Consider the following 21390-nt stretch of genomic DNA (forward strand, 5'->3'; position numbering starts at 1 on the left):
GCGGCCTCGACCGCCGCTGTCCCGAAGCTCATCGCGCTCCTTTTTCCATTCAGCGCCCCGCGACCCGGCCTTTCATCACCGGCAGCCTGGGGCCGGCGGCCGTCGCCGCAAGCGGTTTTTTCCCCGCCCTGACGGGCTTCCTCGCGCAGCAAAAAACAGCCTGACGGCTCCGTCCCTGCACCGGCCCCGGTTCGTCTGCCGTGAAAGGCCGCGAGGGTCGCGGCCTCATAGACTGAAAAGGAGTCACTAAAATGAGCATTCAATCCATCCAACTGGCTGATCTGAGGCCGCCCGCGCACAATCCGCGCAGCGTCATCGCCGACGATGCGCTGGACGAGCTGGCGGCAAGCATCCGCACAGACGGACTGCTGCAGAACCTCGTGGTCGCGCCGTCACGCGGCAAGACCTACAAGGTCATCAGCGGCGAGCGGCGTTTTCGCGCCCTGAAGCTGCTGTGCGAGCGTGGCGACATCGACGACAGTTTCGAGGTCCCCGTCGAAATTCGCAGCAAGCTGAGCAAACGCGACAAGCTGCGTATCGCCACCGTCGAGAACGTGCAGCGCGAGAACCTGGCGCCGATAGACGAGGCCGAAGCCTTCGCCGAACTGGCGCGCAACGGTGTCTCTCTCGACGACATCGCGGCCGAGACCGGCAAGTCGGTCGATACCGTGAAGCGCCGTCTGGCGATCGCGGGTCTGTGCGACGAGGTCAAGCAGGCGCTACGCGATAACCGCATCACGCTGGCGGTTGCCGAGACCATGACGCTTGGATCGCATGACCGGCAGCGCGGCATACTCGAAGAAATCGAGTACGCGATAGAGCGCGGCTGGGCGCCGGATACCGACGATATCCGTCACAACCTGCTGGACCGCAAGCCGTCCGTCAGCGAGGCGATGTTCCCGTTGGAACGCTATACCGGCACCTATACGCAGGACCTGTTCGGCAAGGACGACGAAACCTTCTTCGATGACATCGACCAGTTCCTTGAATTGCAGGAACAGGCCGTTAACGAGAAGGCCGCGCAATTCGTGGCTGAAGGCAGAAAGGTTGAGATCACCAAAGCCTATTCGATCCCGAACTGGCAGTACCGGGATGCCGAAGACGGCGAGGATGGTGTCACGATCATCAACCTCTCCCCGCATGGCGACGTGGATATCCGCGAGAACGCGGTGTCCTACGAACTGGACCGTAAGACCGCGCAGGCGACGGCCGATACGCCGGCAGCACCCTCGAAGCCGAAACCTTCCTACAGCGGGCCGCTGTGCCGCCACATGGCGTATCAAAAGAGCCTGGCCGTGCAATCTGTGCTGATGCGCAATCCGCGCGTTGCGAAGATCGTCGCGATCATCGACCGGCTCGGGCACATGAACGACGTGCACGAAAGCCATCCAAGCCTCAATCCGCAGATAGCGCTCCCGAGCCAGACGACACGGTGAAGGACGCCGATGGCGAGCGCTCTCCGGAATTCAAGATGCCCAAGGACGACGATTAGTCGGGACCGGCGGTCTGGCCGGGGTCCGATCTAGGTCAGCGCAGTGCAATCAGAGGCAGAATGGCCTGCGGCGGTCTTTCGTTGCGGGTTCCCGATTTTTCCCGTATTTTCTCATAGGGACATGCGTCGCAGGACACGTCATGCAGACAGACATTATGACCATCAAAGAGGTCGCGGAGTACCTGAAGCTGACTGAGAAAACCGCTTATCGGTTGGCGGCAGAGCGGAAGATACCCGGCTTCAAGGTTGGTGGCGCCTGGCGGTTCCGGCGCTCCGAAATAGACGAGTGGATCGAACGGAAGACGAAAGAATCAACGAAGGGTTAGGCCTTGATCACTGAGTACCACGCCAAACTGTTTGCTCATGAGCTGAGCAGGCGGCATTCCGTAGCGGATGCCGAGAAGCTGGCGGGCGCATTGCTGGATGCTCAGGTCGATCTCAATCCGCATCAGGTCGAGGCGGCCCTGTTCGCCTTCAAGTCTCCGCTTTCCAAGGGCGCCATTCTTGCTGACGAGGTTGGGCTCGGCAAAACGATCGAAGCCGGGCTTGTGCTCGCGCAGAAATGGACTGAGCGGAAGCGCCGCATTCTGGTTATCACACCGGCAAACCTGCGAAAGCAGTGGTCTCAGGAGATTGAGGAAAAGTTCTTTCTCCCGACGATCATCCTGGAGGCGAAAAACTACAACAAGATGGTGAAAGAAGGCGTTCGCCGTCCTTTCGAACAGAAAAGCCTCGTTATCTGCTCGTTCCAGTTTGCCGCGCGCCATGCTGACGAACTCATGGTCGTACCGTGGGACCTTGTCGTCATCGATGAAGCGCACCGGTTGCGCAACGTCTACCGCCCGGACAATAAAATCGGCAAGGCACTCAAAAATGCTCTCGTCAATGCGCCGAAGGTGCTGCTCACGGCGACGCCGTTGCAGAATTCGCTGCTGGAGCTATACGGCCTCGTCAGCCTGATCGACGATTACGCGTTCGGCGATGTAAAGAGCTTCCGCTCCCAGTATGCGCGACTTTCAGGCGACGGGCAGTTCGACGAGCTCAAGAGCCGGTTACAGCCGGTTTGTCACCGGACGCTCCGGCGTCAGGTGCTTGAATATATCCGCTATACCAATCGTATCCCCGTTACGCAGGAATTCGTGCCGACGGAAGACGAGCAATCGCTTTACGACATGGTTTCGGATTACTTGCGCAGGCCGTCTTTGCAGGCACTTCCGTCTAGTCAACGCACGCTCATGACGCTGATCATGCGTAAGCTGTTGGCGTCATCGACCTTCGCTATCGCTGGCGCGCTCGATACGCTGGCTCGCAAACTTGAGCGGCAGCTGCGCGACGACAAGAATTTGCGTGAGAAGCTGGAGCAGGAGCTGGCCGAAGACTATGAGGAATTCGATGAAATCGCCGATGAATGGTCCGACGAGGTGGAGGACCCTCAGCTCCTGAACGAAGAGGACATCGCGGCGATTGAAGCTGAAATCGTCGACCTTCGCGCGTTTCGCGACCTTGCGGTCTCCATATCCGAGAATGCGAAGGGACAGGCCCTTCTCAGCGCCTTGCGGGCCGGCTTCGAAAAAACGGCTGAGCTTGGTGGCGCGGAGAAAGCCATTATCTTTACTGAATCCCGCCGCACCCAGGAGTATCTGGTTCGTCAGCTGTCGGAGAACGGGTACGAGGGCAAGATCGTCCTCTTCAACGGTTCGAATTCGGACCCGCAATCGAAGGCGATCTACGAGGCTTGGCTCGAACGACATCGTGGTACGGATCGCGTCTCGGGTTCCCGCACGGCGGATATTAGGGCGGCGCTCGTCGACTATTTCCGCGAAGAAGCCTCGATCATGATCGCGACGGAGGCGGCGGCTGAAGGTATCAACCTTCAATTCTGTTCCATCGTCGTAAATTACGATCTGCCCTGGAACCCGCAACGCATTGAGCAGCGTATCGGCCGTTGTCACCGCTATGGTCAGCGCTACGATGTGGTGGTCGTCAATTTTCTCAATAAGAACAATGCCGCCGATCAGCGCGTTTACGAGCTTCTCGCTGAGAAGTTCCAGCTCTTCTCAGGCGTGTTCGGGGCTTCGGACGAGATTTTGGGTGCTATCGAATCCGGCGTCGAATTCGAGAAGCGCATTGTCTCGATATACCAGAATTGTCGATCGACGGAGGAAATCGAGACCGAGTTCGAATTGCTCCGTACCGAGATGGACGAGAATATCGACGCGACGATGGAAGACACCCGTCGCAAGCTGCTCGAAAACTTCGATGCGGAAGTCCATGACCGTCTGAAAATCAATCTCGACAAGAGCAAGGAGTATATCGGGCGATACGAACGCATGCTGTGGGCCGTGACCCAGCATGAGCTTCGCCAGCACGCCAAGTTTGACGATGAGTATCTGACGTTCACGTTGAAGCGTGTGCCCGATGGCGTGGATGTACCGTCCGGCGGATACGGGATCGCGAAACAAGGCTTGAGCGAACACCGCTATCGGTTAGGACATCCGCTGGCTCAGCACGTTGTTTCCAAAGCCCGAGACCGGTCGCTCAACGGCAAGACGCTGGTTTTCGACTATTCGGGTTGGCCCGCAAAGGCTGTGAGTGTCGAGCCGTTGGTCGGTCAATCCGGTGTCATGGTTGCCGAGTGCTTGAGCTTCACGGGCTTCGATGAGCAGGACCATATTCTGTTTGCGGCTAAGGCCGATGACGGTCGCGACATCGAGCCGGAGGTCGCTCGCCGCCTGTTCGAGATGCCATGCCGGACAGAGGCAGGCGACATTGGAAACGAGCGTGCTCGACTGGACCCGGTTCTGGCGAAACGCGAACAGGAGCTGATCGAAGAGCTGAAGCGACAGAATGCGCAGTGGTTCGCGGAGGAAAGCCAGAAACTGGAGAAGTGGGCCGAGGACAAGGTATTCGCTGCCGAGAAGGAGCTGTCCGATGCCAAGGCCCGGATACTCGAATTGAAGCGTGAAGCACGCGCCGTCGAGACGCCGGAACAGCAGCACCGTATCCAGACGCAGATACAGGAACTGGAGAAGTCCAAGCGACGGCTGAGGCAGCGCATCTTCGAGGTCGAGGACGAAATTATCGAGCAGCGGGACGGGATGATCACCGACCTGGAGGCTCGCATTCAGCAGCATACAAGCAAACAGGAGCTCTTCACGATCCGTTGGACGGTCGCGTAGGGACGGAAATTAGGCAGGAGAACCGAGTTACATGGCAAATATCGAGAAGCAGCGCGAACGCCTGATAGTCCTGTTGAAGGAGCTGTTCCAGCTAGACCAGCCCGACCTGGACTTCGGCTTCTATCGCATCATGCATGCGAAGGCCGGTCAGGTGAGCAAGTTTCTCGAAGAGGATCTGCTTGGCATCATCCGCGAGGCGTTCGGCGAAGCGGATGATGCGCGGATTGCCGAAGCCCGGGCAGCCTATGAGGCGGCGAAAAAGCAGGCCGAGGAATTCGGAGCACCTGATCCGGATGCCGCGCCGAAGGTGAAGGAAGTCAAAGTTGCCTGGGACGTGGCGAAGGACAGCGGCAGCAACGAAGGCGACGTTTACGACCACCTGTACCGGTTTTTCGAGCGCTATTACGACAACGGCGATTTCATGAGCCGCCGGTACTTTGCGCGCGAAACCGACGGCAAGGCCGCACCCTACGCCGTTCCTTATGACGGGCGGGAGGTGTATCTGCACTGGGCGAACCGCGACCAGTACTACATCAAGACATCGGAATATCTGAGCAACTTCACCTTCGACCCGACGCAGGCGACAGAGTTCAAGGCACATCATGGCGAGCTTTTCGACGACAAGCCGATCAAGGTGCACTGCCGCGTCGTCGAGGCGAGCGAAGGGGAGCACAACAACGTTAAGGCGACCGAGCAAACCGAGCGCTACTTCATCATCCACGATCCGGAACCGGTGAAGCTGGAAACGGGGGGGACCGGGGCACCGGAGCTTGTCATGCAGTTCGAATATCGCCCCGACGCTGAGAAGACGGGGCAGGAAGGGACTTGGCGGAAAAAGCGCCTGTTGGAGGCAGCTGAGAAAGTGAAGGGATTGCTGCCGAGCCTAGATGGCGGCGGTGACTACGTGACGGCGCTCATGACGCCGGCGCCCACGGAAGCGGAGAAGGATCGAACGCTGCTGGAGAAATATCTGGCGCAGTACACTGCCCGCAACACCATGGACTATTTCATACACAAGGACCTGGGCGGGTTCCTGCGGCGCGAGCTCGACTTCTACATCAAGAACGAGATCATCCGGCTGGACGACATCGACTCCGCCGATGCGCCGCGCGTGGAGAGCTATCTTGCCAAGGTCAAGGTGCTGCGGCGCATCGCGCAGCATTTGATCGATTTTCTGGCGCAGTTGGAAAATTTCCAGAAGAAGCTGTGGCTTAAGAAGAAGTTTGTCGTCGATACGCAATACTGCATCACGCTCGATCGTATTCCTGAGGAGTTCTATCCGGAGATCGCGGCCAACGACGCGCAGCGGAGAGAATGGGTTCGGCTTTTTGCGATTGACGACTTGTCCGATTACTCAAGCACACTCAATGCCGCCTTTCTAAAGGCCAATACCAGCTTGACAGTCGACACAGCACTTTTCGGAAACGATTTTCGAGACAGGGTAATCAGTGCGCTTGAGGATATTGAGAACGAGACGAAGGGTGTTCTCGCTCACTCAGAAAACTTTCAGGCGGTACGCCTCTTTGAAGCAAAATATAGAAAATCAGCTTCCGCAATCTATATCGACCCACCTTACAACGCAAAATCGAGTGAGATTGCTTACAAAAATACTTATAAGCATTCCTCTTGGCTTTCCTTCATGCAGGATCGCATACACTCCGGTGCAAGCCTTTTGCGGGATGACGGCGTCCATGCTGTTGCGATTGACGAAGTCGAACAGGAAGTTCTGAGCATCATATTGGATCAAGTTCTTAATGACATGAAGACGGTCGTCCTTCCGATCGTTAGCAATCCTCGTGGCCAGCAGGGTAAGAATGTTTCAGCTGTCCATGAATATATGATCCTCTCCTATCCCTCTGACGCGAAGAAATACTTGGCTGACACCCCGAAAAACGAGGTGGATTCGAGGACACTACGGGACTCAGGGACTGAGTCAGATCGTACTGATGCCAAGACTTGCTTCTATCCATTTATCGTGCGGAATGGCGAGATTGTGGAAATTGGGCAGGTTCCACCAGATGATTTTCATCCCACCGGCGCGAATGTTGTTTTGCCGAATGGCGATATCGAGGTCTGGCCGCTCACGGACGGAGGTGACGAGAAGAAATGGCGGTATGGTTGGGATACTGTACCTCAAATTCTTGAAAAACTTGAGCCAAAGTCTGGAAGAAACTCGATCCAGATCATCTTTCACAAAGATACGGGGACAATGAGAAGTCTGTGGGTCGGGGCACAGTACGATGCCAGTGAGTATGGCACAAAAGTTCTACAAAAGATGCTAGGGGAAGAGCTGGCAAAAGAATTTTCTTATCCGAAGTCTATAAATACTGTGCGTGAAGCTCTTGAGGTTCAGCTCAATGGGCAATCCAACGGATTGGTGGTCGACTACTTTGCTGGCTCTGGAACGACTGGACATGCCGTTATTGAGATAAACAGAAAAAGTGAAGAAAATGACATTCGGTACGTTCTTGTCGATATGGGGTCCTATTTTGATGTCGTATTGAAGCCACGCATTCAGAAGTCAATATACTCTTCAGATTGGGATGGCGGAAAGCCGCTATCAAGAAATGGCGTTAGCCAATGTATAAAGTACGTCAGGCTTGAAACATATGAAGACGCCTTAAACAATTTGGCATTCCGGCCGGCCCCGTCTACAGCACAGGCCTCGCCAGACTTCGCGCGTGACTACATGCTCCGCTACTGGCTCGACTTTGAGTCCAAGGGTAGTCCGTCACTCCTGAACATCGAATGGTTCGATGATCCAACAGCCTACAAGCTAAAGATCAAGAAGCCCGGCACGGACGAGTATGTCGAGAAGGCCGTCGATCTGGTCGAGACATTCAATTGGTTGATCGGGCTGCATGTCGAGCATCTGGATCGCTGGCGTGGTTATGACGCTGCCTTCAAGCGAGAGGCTGATCCCGAACTGCCAGGCGATACCAATACGCGCCTGATTTTGGACGGTGCGCTTAAGGAGACCGACGACGGCGCATGGCGTATCCGCAAGGTCGAAGGCTATAGGCTGCGCACTCCCGGCGACCAGAACGACCGTGAGAAGGTGCTCGTTATCTGGCGCAAGCTGACGGACGATCTGGAGCAGGACAATCTTGTGCTGGACGAGTGGTTCAAGAAATGCCGCTTGTCCACACAGGATACCGAGTTCGACGTAATCTACGTCAACGGCTCCAACAATCTTCCCAATTTGCGCAAGGACGAAGAGACCTGGAAAGTCAGGCTGATCGAAGAAGCCTTCCATCAGGCCATGTGGGATGTGGAGGGTTAAGTCGTGGCTGCGCGCAAAAAGATCAAACCGTTACCATTCAGTCACAAGCTCGTCCTAAACCAGTGGATTGTGAGCCTGTTCGGTTTCGACCCGATCAAGGATCACAAGGACGGAAAGCGGACGTTGCGGCCCATGCAGCCGCTGGCGAGCGTGGTCAAGGATGCGCAGGAGGGCATGACGTCCGAAAACCTGCACCACTTTTACAAGGCGCTGGATATCAACCTTCAGTCATCGGCCAAGATCACGCGGGCCGACCTGCTGCGATACGAACACAACATCGTTAGCCACACGTTGGCGATCAACGAGAAGCGCGACCGGCCCATCGTCTGGAAGTATTACCAGTGGCTCTCGCTGCTGTTTGCGGAAATCTATCTGGACCGGTTTTTCGCGGACCGCGAGGCGTTGCTTGAGGCGCTTAACGCCTATGTCGCCGATTTCAACACCTACTGGACCGACGAGGGATATGAGACCGGTATCACACCATACGAACTTGATGACCTGAACAAGCTCTGCCTCCAGAACGCGACGGGCTCGGGCAAGACGTTGCTGATGCACGTTAATTTCCTTCAATTCCGCCACTACGCGTCTTCGTCGCGGTTCAAGCACGACCTTACCCGGACGATCCTCATTACGCCGAACGAAGGCCTCTCGGTTCAGCATGCCCGTGAGATGAAAGGGAGCGATATCACGGCTGCTAGGTTGCTGACGGACAGCGGCGATTTGTTGTCTTCTGGCAAGAGCGGTTTGCGGCAAGTGGACTACACCGAGATTACCAAACTGGGCGATACGGATGGTCCGAACGTCATCGCCACGCGCAATCTTGGGGACAAGAACCTGCTTCTGGTCGATGAGGCGCACCGGGGCATGGGGAGCCAGGAAGAACGCGGCTGGTTTCGAAGTCGTGCGCGCCTGTCGGAGAAGGGATTCGTGTTCGAGTATTCCGCGACCCTGAAGGAGGCTGTCACAGCCGCTAAACGCCCGGAGATCGAGGCGTCATACGCAAAGACGATCCTATTCGATTATTCGTACCGGTATTTCTACGAGGACGGCTACGGCAAGGACTACCGCATCTTCAATCTGCCGCGCACCTTCAGCGAGCTGGAGTTCGCATATCTGACAGCCTGCCTGATGTCGTTCTACCAGCAGCTCAAGCTGTATGAGGACAATCAGGGCCTTTACGCGCCCTACAACATCGAGAAGCCGTTGTGGGTGTTCGTGGGATCAAGCGTTACCAAGGCAACGGGGACCAAGGCCGAAAAGGCGACCGTCTCCGATGTGGGAAAGATCCTCGCGTTCATCGCCCGGTTTCTGAAGAGTGATGCTGCGTCATCGTCCGAGATAGACCGCATCCTGACAGGCAACGCTAAAAAGACCGGTCTCCTTGACGAAAGCGGGGGAGACATCTTTGCGGGGGGCTTCATCTATCTTCAGCAGCTGATGCTGCGAGAAGGCTGGGAAGCAACTGACCTCTATCGCGATATTCTTGCCAAGCTGTTTCAGAACAAAGCCGGTGGTGAGCTCTCGATCGCGCGGATCAGAGGCGACGAGAACGAGATCATGCTTCGCGTTGGACAGGCGGACGTACCGTTCGGCCTGATCAATGTCGGCGATGCGTCGGGCCTCGCAAGCCATATTGCCGAACAGAGTTTTGACAACGTGGTCGTGCATGACTCCGAGTTCGCTGAAACCATGTTCGGCCAAATCAACCTGTCCAGTTCGCCGTTAAATCTGCTGATCGGATCGAAGCGGTTTGTCGAAGGGTGGGATTGCTGGCGCGTGAGCACGCTCGGTCTGATGCATGTCGGGAAGAGCGAGGGAGCGCAGATTATTCAGCTGTTCGGACGGGGTGTTCGACTGAAAGGCTACGATTGGACGTTGCAGCGGAGCGGTTTTGCGACTCCGACCCACCAGCCGGATTTCATTCAGTATGTGGAAACGCTCAACGTCTTCGGTATCGAGGCCGATTTCATGGAGCGATTCCGGAAGTTCCTTGAGGAAGAAGAGCTGCCTAGAAACGACAAAAAAGACATCTTCAGGGTCCCGCTGAACGTAACCTACGAATTCGGCAAGCGATTGAAGGTGCTGCGGCCCCGAAAAAAACGCGACGACGGGCGGGAGTACGATTTCAAAAGGGACGGCGCCGTTCCTGCGCTCGGGATCATGCCCGAAAAAATCCGTCAGAAGGGCGTCGAGATCGACTGGTATCCCCGTATCCAATCACTTGAATCGAAGAAGGGTGTGAAGCTCGGATCGAAGGAAGAGACTACTTTCCGGGACGGCCATCTCGCGTTCCTGGATTACGACGATCTGTTTTTCCGGCTGGAGAAATTCAAGCGGGAGAGGACCTGGCACAATTTCAACATTACCAAGCAACAACTGTCCGAACTGCTCGCCGATAGGACCTGGTACAAGCTGGTTGTGCCGTCGGGAAAGATGGACTTTTCAGACTTCTCGAACGTCAGCCTGTGGCAGGAGATGGCAGCCGAGCTTCTGCAAAAATTCGCCGAAGAGTATTATAATTATTGCAAGGCGGCGTTCATCGAGCCGCGGCTTGAGTTGCGCGAAATCGAGCCCAATGATGGCAGCCTCCCGCAGGAGGACGAATATCAGCTCATCGTCGATGCCAATGAGTTGGCGTTGATAGGCGATATCCAGACACTCACGAAGGAGATTGCCGCCCGCAAGACAGGCATCCTTCGGGCCGGCGACCTAAAGGGGTGTCTTTTCAGTGCGCATCTCTATGAGCCGGTCCTCCATACGGCGAAGGGCAGTAAAATCCAGATTGCGCCGGTCTCGTTGAACGAGAGCGAGTTCCAGTTCATCGATGACCTTCGTATATGTCTGGAGCGCGAGCAGGCTCGGCTGGAGAACGAAGGTATAGAGATTTTCCTTCTGCGTAACAAAAGCCGGGGCAGGGGTATCGGGTTCTTCGAGGCGGGCAATTTCTATCCCGACTTCCTTTTGTGGCTCGTGAAAGACGGGCGTCAGTATCTCTCTTTCGTTGAGCCTCACGGATTGCAGCACGAAGGCCCCGGCCACAAGAAGATCGAATTCCATCGGGTGATCAAGGATATCCAGGCTAGGCTGGCGAGCGAGAACGTCGTTTTGAATAGCTTTATCGTTACGCCAACCCGGTTCGGGAAACTGAACTGGGGCAAGTCCATCGACGATCTGATGGATATGCATGTGTTCTTCATGGAGGATCAGAGGGACACCTACGTTCCTGAAATTCTGGAACGCATGCAGGCATAGGTTTCGTTGGAAAACGAAAAACCCCCGCACGATGGCGGGGGTTCCGAACGCGTCGTTGAATTGTCTCAAGCTGCGCTGCGGTCTTCCTTCGGCGTCACCCGCTGGCCTTCCAGCCAACGGTTGAACTCGGCCCTGTCGATGTAGACGCGGCCACCGACTTTGATCAGTGCCTGATCCAGGCCGTTTGTATCCGAATGGAAGATCCACCAGCGGAGCTTGCTCTCCGTTACGAACGGTGCCTCGGCAGCGAGCTGCCGGACCGTGCGTAACTGCTGGTAATCGACCAGTGGACTGTCCTTTGTCCTTGTCCAAAAAATAGCCAGAGACAATGCCCCCGAAGGGGCACTTAATAGATTCAATTAAAGCCCTCAAAACTCAATAGGAAAATCTCAGAAAAATAGAGTTTTCAAACTAAATCAGTAGTTTACCTCTCCACCCCGTAGAGTTCACTGATCAATTCGGTGGCTAAGGCCACGCCGCTGACGGCCATTGTAGGGTCGTAGATGCTCTGGCGGTCCGCATGGCTCGCCTGGTTTCTCAACTGTCGCGCGGCAGACCATTGTTCGAAGCGCGCGGTCGACATTATGCCCTGATCACGGAGCCATTTCAGAGCGTCGGCGTATTGCTTTAATCGGTTGGGCGCGCCTGATGATGCGCATTTGTGCATCACCGCCGCCTCAAGCACGCGATACAGCTGCTCGCTTCCGAGCGTGTAGAGTGGATAGAAGAAGCACCCGTAGCAGAGGACGCCCTGGGCGACTTCGAACATATTGCGGATGTCTTCCGGTACAGACGGTTCGAGCTCATGCTCCAGGATCAGCGCCGTCCAATCTTCCTTTGTGATCCCGTGGGTTGTCCCGTCCGCTGCGACCCGGACGATGTGGCGTGCGGTTTCATCGGGCGTTAGCCAGTTATCCGTGGTGAGCTTCTTGAACAGCCGCCTGTCGGTTTCACTCGTCATGAAAACAGCTTGTCGTTCATCAGCTCGACCACGTCCTTGGTGTGGTCCTCGGAGAGGTGTGAATAGCGTTTCACCATTTGAAGCGTTCGGTGCCCAAGGACCTGGGCAATCTCCAATTCGGACGCGCCATTCATCGCGAGGTAGCTGGCCGTACTGTGCCGCAGGTCATGAAAACGGAAATCCTCTATCCCGGCCGCTTCACGGGCATTTTCCCAAGATTTCCGAAAATCCATTGGAGCCTGGCCATCTTTTCGCGGGAATACCCATTGCTTGGCCGGAGGGGTTTTTGCATCGGCGTATCGCGTCTTGACGTCTTTGATATGCGTCTTAAGGAGCTCGGCCAGGTGTGAGACCACCGGCACCGCTCGCGTATCCTTATTCTTCGTGTCTCGGAGTACAGCGTACCCGCGTTTCAGGTCAATATCATCAATGGTTAGCTTTAGAATTTCACCCTTCCGGGCGCCCGTCGATATCGCGAACACAACGATCGGGTAAAGAAGCTTGTTGGCGCTAGCCTTGCATGCCTTTAGCAGATCGGCGCGTTCTTCGTCGCTGAGATAGCGAACACGCTCGTTTCGAATGTTGATAATGCGGTTGACGCCCTCAACGGGATTGCTCCCGATCAACCGCCAGCGCTTGGCGTGTTTGAAAAGCAGCTCCAGGGTGTCCCGGTAGAGTTTGATCGTTTTGCGGCTCTTGGGCTTTGGCGGCTTTTCTCCATCTTTGAGTTGAATGCGGCTATCGCCTTCACCGGCCAGCTTTCGCAGGCGCTCTGAGATATGCTCGGGTTTGACGAAGGAGAGGGCGTGCTTGCCGAGCTCCGCTTTCCAGAACTTTAGGTAGGTTTCTTCCACCCGCTGTGTCGACAGGGATTTCTCGGGCAACACCTCCGCCCGATAGCGGTCGATTACGTCCTTGACGGTTGTTCCCCGCGCGGCAGAGACGACGTTTTCAAACTGCCCGCTCTTGATGTCCTCTTCGGTCTTGTGAGCCCACCGGCGAGCGTCGGTGAGTCTCTTGAACGACCGGCGCTGAATTGGAAATCCGTTAACGCGCACTACGGCTCTATAGACTGTGCCTTTCTTGCGTTCCCTTTTCTCAATCGTCGCCACCTTTCCAACCCTTTCAACTCGTTAAAAACCTGAAGTGCCCACTTTGGGGACGTTTTGGGGACACTTGGGGACAAAAAAATATGGATATTCCCAACAATTGCCAACAACCAATATGTCGACAAACCATTGAAAAATATGCAAGAAAATATTGACGCTTGTTGACGTTTTTAGAGATACGTCAAGCTAATAACCTGAAGGTCGCAGGTTCAAATCCTGCCCCCGCAACCAAATAAATCAACGGGTTAAGCGAAAGCTTAGCCCGTTTTTTTATGTATTTTACACTCACACAGTCCTTACACATAATCAGGCGCCATTAATCCGGAGGTGCCCTGTTCGTGCAGAATGTCCTTGCCACCTATGTTGAACGTGACCTGGGCGGCAAGCTTGTTGCGGTTGGTAACAAGCACGGGGGAGGGGACAGCGGTTAAAATTCCATGTGATGAAATGAACGGTCCGCCAATGCTATGCTGTCGGCGTTTGCAGCCCGTGTGGCTTTCATCAGGACTGGATTCGGTACTCACCTGGCGAATGGCGGGTCGTGCCGATTGCTGATCGCGTGCTCGGTATCCGCCAGCGTGGATAGTTTCCTGACCGTGCATTCGGCCCTGATGTCCAAACTTTGGTAGCAGCCGAGGGTTGACACAATGCAAATATCTTTTCTTAAAGGCCGGCACAGTCTGATTCCCATAGCCCTAGTATGCGTACTGATAGTCGCCGGTTCCATAGTCGTCGGCTCTCAATGGGTCTGGATTGCTAACGCATCTGCTCCCATAACCGAGTGCGACAGGCTTGCGGCACACCCTCTCGACAAGCATGCCGTTTCTCCAGGCATCAATACGGACAATCTCGATGCGAGCAAAGCCGTTGTCGCGTGTCGGGTGGCCGTCAAAGAATTCCCGGACGAACGTCGTTTCAAATACCAGTTGGCGCGTGCGTTGGCGAAAGACCGGACAACCGCTAAAGAGTCATTTTCTATTCTGCTCAATCTTGATCCGACGAACTATCCCGCGGCCGCCACCACTCTTGGCTACCTGTATGCCGATGGCCTTGGCGTGGAGAAAAATAATACTGAGGCCGTCAAATGGTACCGCAAGGCAGCCGAGCAGGGTTATGCCGGCGCGCAGGCCAACCTTGGAGTCATGTACGAGAATGGCCGCGGCGTGAAGAAGAGTAGCACTGACGCTGTGACGTGGTTCCGAAAAGCCGCAGAGAAAGGCGATGCCAGGGCACAAAATAATTTGGCTATTCAGTATATCAATGGCCAAGGTGTTGAAAGGAATTTAGCGGAGGCCCTGAAGTGGATGCGTATGTCTGCTGATCAGGGATACAAAGAAGCTCAAACAAATTTGGTAAAGATGAGGAGCGCCGCCTCTTCACAAGGCTCTCTTCCCTCTATTCGCCGGCTCGAAGACATCTTGAACATGGATTCGGACGACGCCCTCGTTACAGCCGGTGGAATTATTGCTGCATTTGTCGGGTTAGCTTTTGCTATTGATGCGGCTGACGGAAAGATCCACGACGAAGAAGATTCTAGCGGCTACAGTGGAAGCTACGAGGATTTCAAGAGTAAGCTAGAATTCCAAGAATGCATGACGCGTGGCACATCTTGCTGGTGAACCGCCCCAGGATTGCCCGGGGCTTCATCTTCTGAGAAGAAGGAACCATTGCCTTTTGAACGGGAGCCGCCGCCGTGTCCTCACACCGCCATTTCCTTCTTACGGCCTCACGCCGTCTCTTCCAGGCTGGCGATCAGCGCGCCCAGATCGTCGGTCAGGCGGGTTTCCCAGCCGGGGGCGAGGCGGGCGTCCAGGGTGTCGTCCAATTCCGCCAGAATGGCGCGGGCATCTGACATCACCCGCTCGCCCGCCGCCGTGAACAGGATGATCTTGCGGTTGCGCCGGTCCGGATCGGGACGCTGCGCCAGCCAGCCCTTGCCCGCCAGATCCGTGACCGTCTTGGCCACCATCTGGCGCGATACGCCGAGCCGGCGGGCCACGTCCGAGGCGTGATTGACGCCGCAATCAAGCTGGCCGAGGAACTCCAGCGCCGGCAGGGTCAGCGCGCCATGGCCCCGCGCCCGCAGCCGGTCCACCAGCCAGGCCAGCAGTGCCGCCCGCCCCCGGCCGAGCAGCAGGGCCAGGCCCAGGCTGCGGCTTTCCGCCATGGGGAGATCGGTCTGCCGATTTGTTGACAATCTGGTTGACAAGAACCCGTGCGCTTTCTACCGTCTTTATTGTCAATGAGGTTGACAAAAAGGACGATACGCCATGCCCTCCCTGAAGACAATCCTCCGCCTCAACGCCGCAAGCTGCCTCGGTTTCGGCGCGGTTTTCCTGACTCTGCCCGGGTCCGTCGCGGCATTTCTGGGCGCGCCGCCGGCCCCCGCCTGGCTGCTCGCCGCGCTCGGCGCCGCGCTGATCGTGAACGGTGCGCATCTTATTCTGGCCAGCCGCCAGGCGCTGCCGCCCAAGGCCCTCATCCTCTATTTCAGCGCCGGCGATTTCGCCTGGGTGCTCGCTACCCTCGGCCTGATCGCCAGCGCCACCTGGATCACCCGGCCCGAAGGGCTGATCGCCGCCCTCCTGGTCGCCGCCTTCGTCGGCTGGGCCGGTGTCAGCCAACTCTTCGCCCGCAAGGCGCTCGGCCATTGCTGACATCGCCAGGCCTGACGCTTTCGTGACTGGTGTTCCGGAACGATCATTCATAAACTGACCGCCCCCTCACCGAACAGGAAAAGGTGCTTCCCATGACTTGGCTTCGCTCGCTGGTCCTTGCGATCAGCCTCGCTATCGGGCTCGGTTCGGCGTCGGCTTCCGCCTCGGCGCGCTGGGTCGATTATTCGCCGGAAAATTTCGCCCGCGCGCAGGAAACCGGGCAGACCATGCTCGTCGACGTGACGGCCAAATGGTGCACGACCTGCAAGGCCCAGCATCCCATCCTCGAGGAGCTCGCCGGTGACGAGCGGCTCAAGGATGTCATGTTCGTCCGCGTGGATTTCGATACCCACAAGGACTTTCTCCAGGAGCATCAGATTCCACGCCAATCGACGATCCTCGTGTTCGACGGCAAGGCGGAGATCGATCGCTCCGTCGCGGAGACGAACCGGGACCGGCTGCGGCAGTTCGTGTTCGCCGCGGTGGAAAAATGACCCGTCCGGGCCAACGCCGCTGACACCGGGCATGAGGTGACGGATGAGTAGTGCCGCCCTCGCATTTCTGGCCGGGCTGGTCACGATACTCAATCCCTGCGTGCTGCCGATCCTGCCGGTCCTGGTCGGATCGGCCGCGAGCGAGAGCCGGTTCGGCCCGGCGGCGCTGGCGGCCGGGCTGGTACTCTCGTTTTCCACCTTCGGCCTTCTCATTATCGCCTTCGGATTTTCCATCGGCCTCGATGGCGAGCTCGTCCGGAACGGCGCCGCCTTCCTCCTGATCGCCGCCGGCGCGCTGCTTCTCGTGCCTCGGGCGCAGGCGGCCTTCGCGAGCGCGACGGGGCCGCTCGTCAGTGGTGGCAACCGGTTGCTGGGCCGCGTCTCGGGCGACGGCATGGCCGGGCAGTTCGCCATTGGCGCGCTGCTCGGGATCGTCTGGGCGCCCTGCGTCGGGCCGACCCTGGGCGTCGCCATCGCCGCCGCCAGCCGGGGCGAAAACCTCATCGGCGCGTTCTTCATCTTTCTCGTCTTCGGCTTCGGCGTGGCGGCGTCCATCCTCGCCTTCGCCTACGGCTCGCGCAAGGCGCTGGCCGCCAGGAAGGACCGGCTTCAGGCGGTGGCACGCTACGGCAAACCGCTTTTCGGCGGCGCGCTGGTGCTGGTGGGGGCAATGATCCTGACCCGGCTGGACAAGGCGGTCGAGGCCTGGATGCTGGAGGCGATGCCCCGCTGGCTGGTCGAGCTCACGACGCGCTTCTGAGGGGACGCCGCGGACAAAAATACGGCGGGAGGGACGTTTCGTCCCTCCCGCCGGAAACCGCTCAAGGTCCCCGCCCGCGTCAGCCGCGGTCGAACCGGTCGGCGTTCATCACCTTGGTCCAGGCGGCAACGAAGTCACGCACGAATTTCTCCGCATTGTCGTCCTGGGCGTAGAGCTCCGAGTATGCGCGGAGGATCGAGTTGGACCCGAAGACCAGGTCCAGACGCGTCGCCGTCCACTTGACCTTGCCGCTCTTGCGGTCGCGGATCTCGTAGATACCGTTCCCGGCCGGCTTCCACGCGTTGGCCATGTCGGTCAGGTTGACGAAGAAGTCGGTCGTCAAGTGGCCGACGCGATCCGTAAACACACCGTGGCTGGTCCCGCCATGGTTGGTGCCGAGGACACGCATGCCGCCGACCAGCACAGTCATTTCCGGCGCGGTCAGGCCCATGAGCTGCGTCCTGTCGAGCATCATCTCCTCGGGGCTGACGGCGTAGTCCTTCTTGAGCCAGTTGCGGTAGCCGTCGGCGAGCGGCTCCAGCGGCTCGAAGGAATCGGCGTCGGTCATCTCCTCGCTCGCGTCGCCGCGGCCCGGCACGAAGGGAACCGTGATGCCAAAGCCTGCCGCCCTGGATGCCTGCTCGACGCCGACATTGCCGGCCAGCACGATCACGTCCGCCACGCTCGCGCCGGCCTCCCTGGCGATCGGCTCGAGCACACTCAGAACCCTGGCCAAACGTTCGGGCTCATTGCCTTCCCAGTCCTTCTGCGGCGCGAGGCGAAGACGCGCGCCGTTGGCGCCACCCCGCATGTCCGAACCGCGGTAGTTGCGGGCACTGTCCCAGGCGGTCGCGACCATCTCGTCCACCGACAGGCCGCTGGCGGCGATCTTCGCCTTGACGGTGTCGACATCGTAGCCGGTCGGGCCGGCAGGGATCGGGTCCTGCCAGATCAGGTCCTCTTCGGGTATGTCGGGGCCGAAGTAGCGAGCCTTCGGACCCATGTCGCGATGCGTGAGCTTGAACCAGGCCCGCGCAAAGGTCTCATTGAAATAATCCGGGTCCGCACGGAACTTCTCCATGATCTCGCGATAGATGGGGTCCACCTTCATCGCCATGTCGGCGTCGGTCATCATCGGCATGCAGCGGATCGCGGGGTCCTCGACATCGACCGGCATATCCTTTTCGGCGATATCGACCGGCTGCCACTGGCGGGCCCCGGCGGGACTGGTCCGGATCTCCCATTCGTGGTCGAGCAGCATGTCGAAATAGCCTGTGTCGAACCTGGTCGGATTGGTCGTCCAGGCGCCCTCGAGGCCGCTGGTGATGGTGTCGCGGCCCTTGCCTTTGCCCGACGGGTTGCGCCAGCCAAAGCCCTGCTCCTCGACGTCCGCGCTTTCGGGCTCGGGCCCGAGCTTGCTCGCATCGCCGTTGCCGTGGGTCTTGCCGACGGTGTGCCCGCCAGCCGTCAGCGCGACGGTTTCCTCGTCATTCATCGCCATGCGGGCGAAAGTCTCGCGAACGGCTTCGGCCGTCTTGTACGGATCCGGCTTGCCATCGACGCCTTCCGGGTTGACGTAGATCAGGCCCATCTGCACCGCGGCGAGCGGATTCTCGAGCGAGGTCTCGTCGCTGGCGCTCGCATAGCGTTCCTTGGCGAGCCACACCTTCTCGGAACCCCAGTAGATATCCTTTTCAGGATGCCAGATGTCCTCGCGGCCGAAGCCGAAGCCGAAGGTCTTCAGACCCATGGACTCGTAGGCGACGTTGCCGGCGAGAATGATCAGGTCGGCCCAGCTCACCTTGTTGCCGTACTTTTTCTTGATCGGCCACAGGAGCCGGCGCGCCTTGTCCAGGTTGGCGTTGTCGGGCCAGGAGTTCAGCGGTGCGAAACGCTGGTTGCCGGTGCCCCCGCCGCCGCGTCCATCGGCGATCCGGTACGACCCGGCCGCGTGCCAGGCCATGCGGATCATCAATCCGCCGTAATGCCCCCAGTCCGCCGGCCACCAGTCCTGGCTGTCGGTCATCAGCGCGTGCAAATCCTTCTTGAGGGCCTCGACGTCGAGCTTCTTGAGCTCCTCCCGATAGTCGAAATCCCTGCCCATCGGGTCGGTCTTGGTGTCGTGCTGATGAAGGATGTCGAAATTCAGGGCCTTAGGCCACCAGTCCATGACATCCCTGCCAGTGGAAGTGTTGCCGCCGTGCATGACCGGGCACTTGCCGGCGCTCGCGCCACTGCTGTCATCCATGTCATTCCTCCGAATTGGGTTTGGTGAAAAGGTGCGCCAGTGAAGGCCATCGGGTTCTATATTTAGAATAATTCTAATTTATAGTCCACAAAAACTTTGGGGTAGGCCGGAAAAAATCCGACCGCCAATCGGGGGGTATCTCAGGCCCTGTCGCGAAGGATCGGAGGCCGGTCGAGGGTGGCGCTCTTGATCAGGGCGAAGACAGGCCGGCCGGGCGCAAGCCTCAGCTCCTCGACGGCTTCGCGGGTCACCCCGGCGCGCAGCCGGCCGCCGCCGATATCGACCAGGATTTCGGCAAAGGCCGCCCCCGTGTCTGCGCGAATTTCGACGATCCGGCCCTCGAGGATATTGCGGATACTGAGTCCGGCGGGGCGTTCGATCGCAAGCGCGACGTCACGCGCGCGCACCCGCAGGCGAACCGTATCACCCGGCGCGGCGTTGCAGTCGGGGATGGTGATCTGCTGCCCATGATGGTCCAGGCGGGTGATCCGGTACCTCTCGTCCAGACTCACAACGCGCGCCGTCAGCACCACGCTGGCCTCAGACTCATCTTCAAGCAGGCTGGACTCGGGCCGCTCGAGGATTTCGCCGACAGGTCCCTCCGCCAACTTCCGGCCATCGGAAAGGATCACAACGTTATCGGCAAGACGGGCGACTTCCCCGATATCGTGGCTGACATAAAGGGCGGGGATCGCAAGTTCGCGGTGGATCTTTTCCAGATAGACGATGATTTCTTTCCTGGCCGGCTGATCGAGCGCGGAAAGGGGCTCGTCCAGCAATAGCAGCTTCGGGCCCGTGAGGAGCGCGCGCGCGATGGCGACCCGTTGACGCTCGCCGCCTGAAAGGGTGCCGGGGGCGCGTGCCAGCAGGGGGCCGCAGCCGAGGAGCTCGATCACATCGTCAAGCCCGGGCGCGCCGGGCCCGCCGCGTCGGGCTGCCCGCTTCAAGCCGTAGACCAGGTTGTCGCGCACGGACAGATGGGGGAACAGGCTCGCTTCCTGAAAAACATAACCGACGGCCCGGCGATGCGGTTGGAGAAACCGGCCCGTCACGTCGTCCTGCCATACCTCGTCACCGATCCGGACCCGGCCGGACATTCGGTCCAGCCCCGCGAGGCACCGGAGCACCGTCGTCTTGCCCGCGCCCGACGGCCCAAACAGAGCCGTCACGCCGCTTCCCGGCAACCGGACTTCGAGATCGAGCGAGAATTCCCCGAGCCGTCCCCGGAAGGCAGCCTCGATCATGGCCGACGGGCGCGTCACTGGTTGCCCCTCCTGAGCCGTTTCTCGAGCAGCATCATGCTCAGAATGACCAGGAAGGCGAAGACCACCAGCCCGCCGGCCAGGACATGCGCCTCGGTCCAGCGCAGCGTCTCGACGAAATCAAAGATCGCGACGGACAGGACCCTGGTTTCGCCCGGGATGTTGCCGCCAATCATCAGCACGACGCCGAATTCACCCACCGTGTGAGCGAAGCCGAGCACCGCGCCCGTCAGGAAACCCGGGCGCGCCAGCGGTACGGCCACGGTCCAGAACCGGTCCCGGGGGGATGCACCGAGCGTGGCGGCGACCTCGAGGGGTCTGGTGCCGATGGCCGCGAAGGCGTTTCGAAGTGGCTGGACGACGAATGGAAGGGAATAGACGACCGAGCCCGCCACCAGCCCCTCGAAGGTAAAGGCGAGAGAGCGGGCGCCATAAAGCCCGGCAACCCAGCCGCCGGGGCCTTGCGGACCGAGCAAGATCAAAAGATAGAAGCCGAGAACCGTCGGCGGCAGTACCAGCGGCAGCGCCACCACGGCGGCCACGGCTTCTTTCCAGCGCGCCTTTGATTGTGCCAGCCACCAGGCGATCGGGGTCGATACGATGAGCAACAGGAGTGTCGTGACCGAGGCCAGCTCGAGAGTGAGCCGAATGGGCGACCAGAGTTCCGCGAAATCAAGATCGGGCATGATGGTT

Annotated in this window: 16 protein-coding genes; 9 read left to right on the forward strand and 7 right to left on the reverse strand. The window is 58.6% G+C overall.

Translation table 11 applies throughout. From position 1 onward, the window contains the following. The first annotated feature begins 251 nt into the window (after positions 1 to 251). The 5 genes from RLQ26_00160 (at position 252) to RLQ26_00180 (ending at position 11206) form a co-directional block, all read left to right on the forward strand. Positions 252 to 1436 carry a ParB/RepB/Spo0J family partition protein gene (locus RLQ26_00160; protein MEQ9087137.1) on the forward strand — a complete coding sequence of 395 codons (1185 nt, stop codon included), beginning with the start codon at positions 252 to 254 and terminating at the stop codon, positions 1434 to 1436. Positions 1437 to 1632: 196 nt separating this feature from the next. Next, the gene (locus RLQ26_00165) at positions 1633 to 1818 is read left to right on the forward strand and encodes a helix-turn-helix domain-containing protein (protein MEQ9087138.1); all 186 of its coding nucleotides are present in this window, start codon (positions 1633 to 1635) and stop codon (positions 1816 to 1818) included. A gap of 3 nt (positions 1819 to 1821) precedes the next feature. Further along, positions 1822 to 4671: an SNF2-related protein gene (locus RLQ26_00170; protein ID MEQ9087139.1), complete on the forward strand. Its 2850-nt coding sequence runs from the start codon at positions 1822 to 1824 to the stop codon at positions 4669 to 4671. 31 nt (positions 4672 to 4702) lie between these two features. Next, positions 4703 to 7954: a site-specific DNA-methyltransferase gene (locus RLQ26_00175; protein MEQ9087140.1), complete on the forward strand. Its 3252-nt coding sequence runs from the start codon at positions 4703 to 4705 to the stop codon at positions 7952 to 7954. A 3-nt stretch (positions 7955 to 7957) separates the two neighbouring features. After that, positions 7958 to 11206 (forward strand): DEAD/DEAH box helicase family protein, encoded by a 3249-nt coding sequence (locus tag RLQ26_00180; GenBank protein ID MEQ9087141.1) that lies wholly within the window; start codon positions 7958 to 7960, stop codon positions 11204 to 11206. A 65-nt stretch (positions 11207 to 11271) separates the two neighbouring features. Here RLQ26_00180 and RLQ26_00185 read toward each other — a convergent pair whose 3' ends face one another. From RLQ26_00185 to RLQ26_00195, 3 genes are all read right to left on the reverse strand, one after another. After that, positions 11272 to 11565, reverse strand: a complete 294-nt coding sequence (locus RLQ26_00185; protein MEQ9087142.1) for a DNA-binding protein — start codon at positions 11563 to 11565, stop codon at positions 11272 to 11274. 65 nt (positions 11566 to 11630) lie between these two features. Continuing rightward, positions 11631 to 12167 (reverse strand): hypothetical protein, encoded by a 537-nt coding sequence (locus RLQ26_00190; GenBank protein ID MEQ9087143.1) that lies wholly within the window; start codon positions 12165 to 12167, stop codon positions 11631 to 11633. After that, a complete protein-coding gene (locus RLQ26_00195; GenBank protein ID MEQ9087144.1) occupies positions 12164 to 13279 on the reverse strand; it encodes a site-specific integrase in 1116 nt (371 codons plus the stop codon). Before RLQ26_00195 ends, RLQ26_00190 begins: the two co-directional genes overlap by 4 nt. Positions 13280 to 13923: 644 nt before the next feature. On the opposite strand from RLQ26_00195, the gene RLQ26_00200 reads away from it, so the two are divergent. Further along, positions 13924 to 14895, forward strand: coding sequence for a tetratricopeptide repeat protein (locus RLQ26_00200; GenBank protein ID MEQ9087145.1), 972 nt, complete (start codon positions 13924 to 13926; stop codon positions 14893 to 14895). Between the two features lie 107 nt (positions 14896 to 15002). On the opposite strand, the gene RLQ26_00205 is transcribed toward RLQ26_00200, so the two are convergent. Next, positions 15003 to 15443, reverse strand: a complete 441-nt coding sequence (locus RLQ26_00205) for a MarR family transcriptional regulator (GenBank protein ID MEQ9087146.1) — start codon at positions 15441 to 15443, stop codon at positions 15003 to 15005. Positions 15444 to 15546: 103 nt separating this feature from the next. Between RLQ26_00205 and RLQ26_00210 the strand changes: the two genes are divergently transcribed. The 3 genes from RLQ26_00210 (at position 15547) to RLQ26_00220 (ending at position 17187) form a co-directional block, all read left to right on the forward strand. Beyond that, the gene (locus RLQ26_00210; protein ID MEQ9087147.1) at positions 15547 to 15933 is read left to right on the forward strand and encodes a hypothetical protein; all 387 of its coding nucleotides are present in this window, start codon (positions 15547 to 15549) and stop codon (positions 15931 to 15933) included. Positions 15934 to 16025: 92 nt separating this feature from the next. Then, positions 16026 to 16427: a thioredoxin family protein gene (locus RLQ26_00215; protein MEQ9087148.1), complete on the forward strand. Its 402-nt coding sequence runs from the start codon at positions 16026 to 16028 to the stop codon at positions 16425 to 16427. A gap of 43 nt (positions 16428 to 16470) precedes the next feature. Then, the gene (locus RLQ26_00220) at positions 16471 to 17187 is read left to right on the forward strand and encodes a cytochrome c biogenesis protein CcdA (GenBank protein ID MEQ9087149.1); all 717 of its coding nucleotides are present in this window, start codon (positions 16471 to 16473) and stop codon (positions 17185 to 17187) included. A gap of 79 nt (positions 17188 to 17266) precedes the next feature. On the opposite strand, the gene katG is transcribed toward RLQ26_00220, so the two are convergent. The 3 genes from katG to modB form a co-directional block, all read right to left on the reverse strand. Then, the gene (katG, locus tag RLQ26_00225; protein ID MEQ9087150.1) at positions 17267 to 19435 is read right to left on the reverse strand and encodes a catalase/peroxidase HPI; all 2169 of its coding nucleotides are present in this window, start codon (positions 19433 to 19435) and stop codon (positions 17267 to 17269) included. 140 nt (positions 19436 to 19575) lie between these two features. After that, a complete protein-coding gene (gene modC, locus RLQ26_00230) occupies positions 19576 to 20697 on the reverse strand; it encodes a molybdenum ABC transporter ATP-binding protein (GenBank protein ID MEQ9087151.1) in 1122 nt (373 codons plus the stop codon). Next, positions 20694 to 21383: a molybdate ABC transporter permease subunit gene (gene modB, locus RLQ26_00235; protein MEQ9087152.1), complete on the reverse strand. Its 690-nt coding sequence runs from the start codon at positions 21381 to 21383 to the stop codon at positions 20694 to 20696. Before modB ends, modC begins: the two co-directional genes overlap by 4 nt. Positions 21384 to 21390: the final 7 nt, after the last annotated feature.

This window comes from Alphaproteobacteria bacterium (genome assembly GCA_040220875.1).
GTDB lineage: Bacteria > Pseudomonadota > Alphaproteobacteria > JAVJVX01 > JAVJVX01 > JAVJVX01.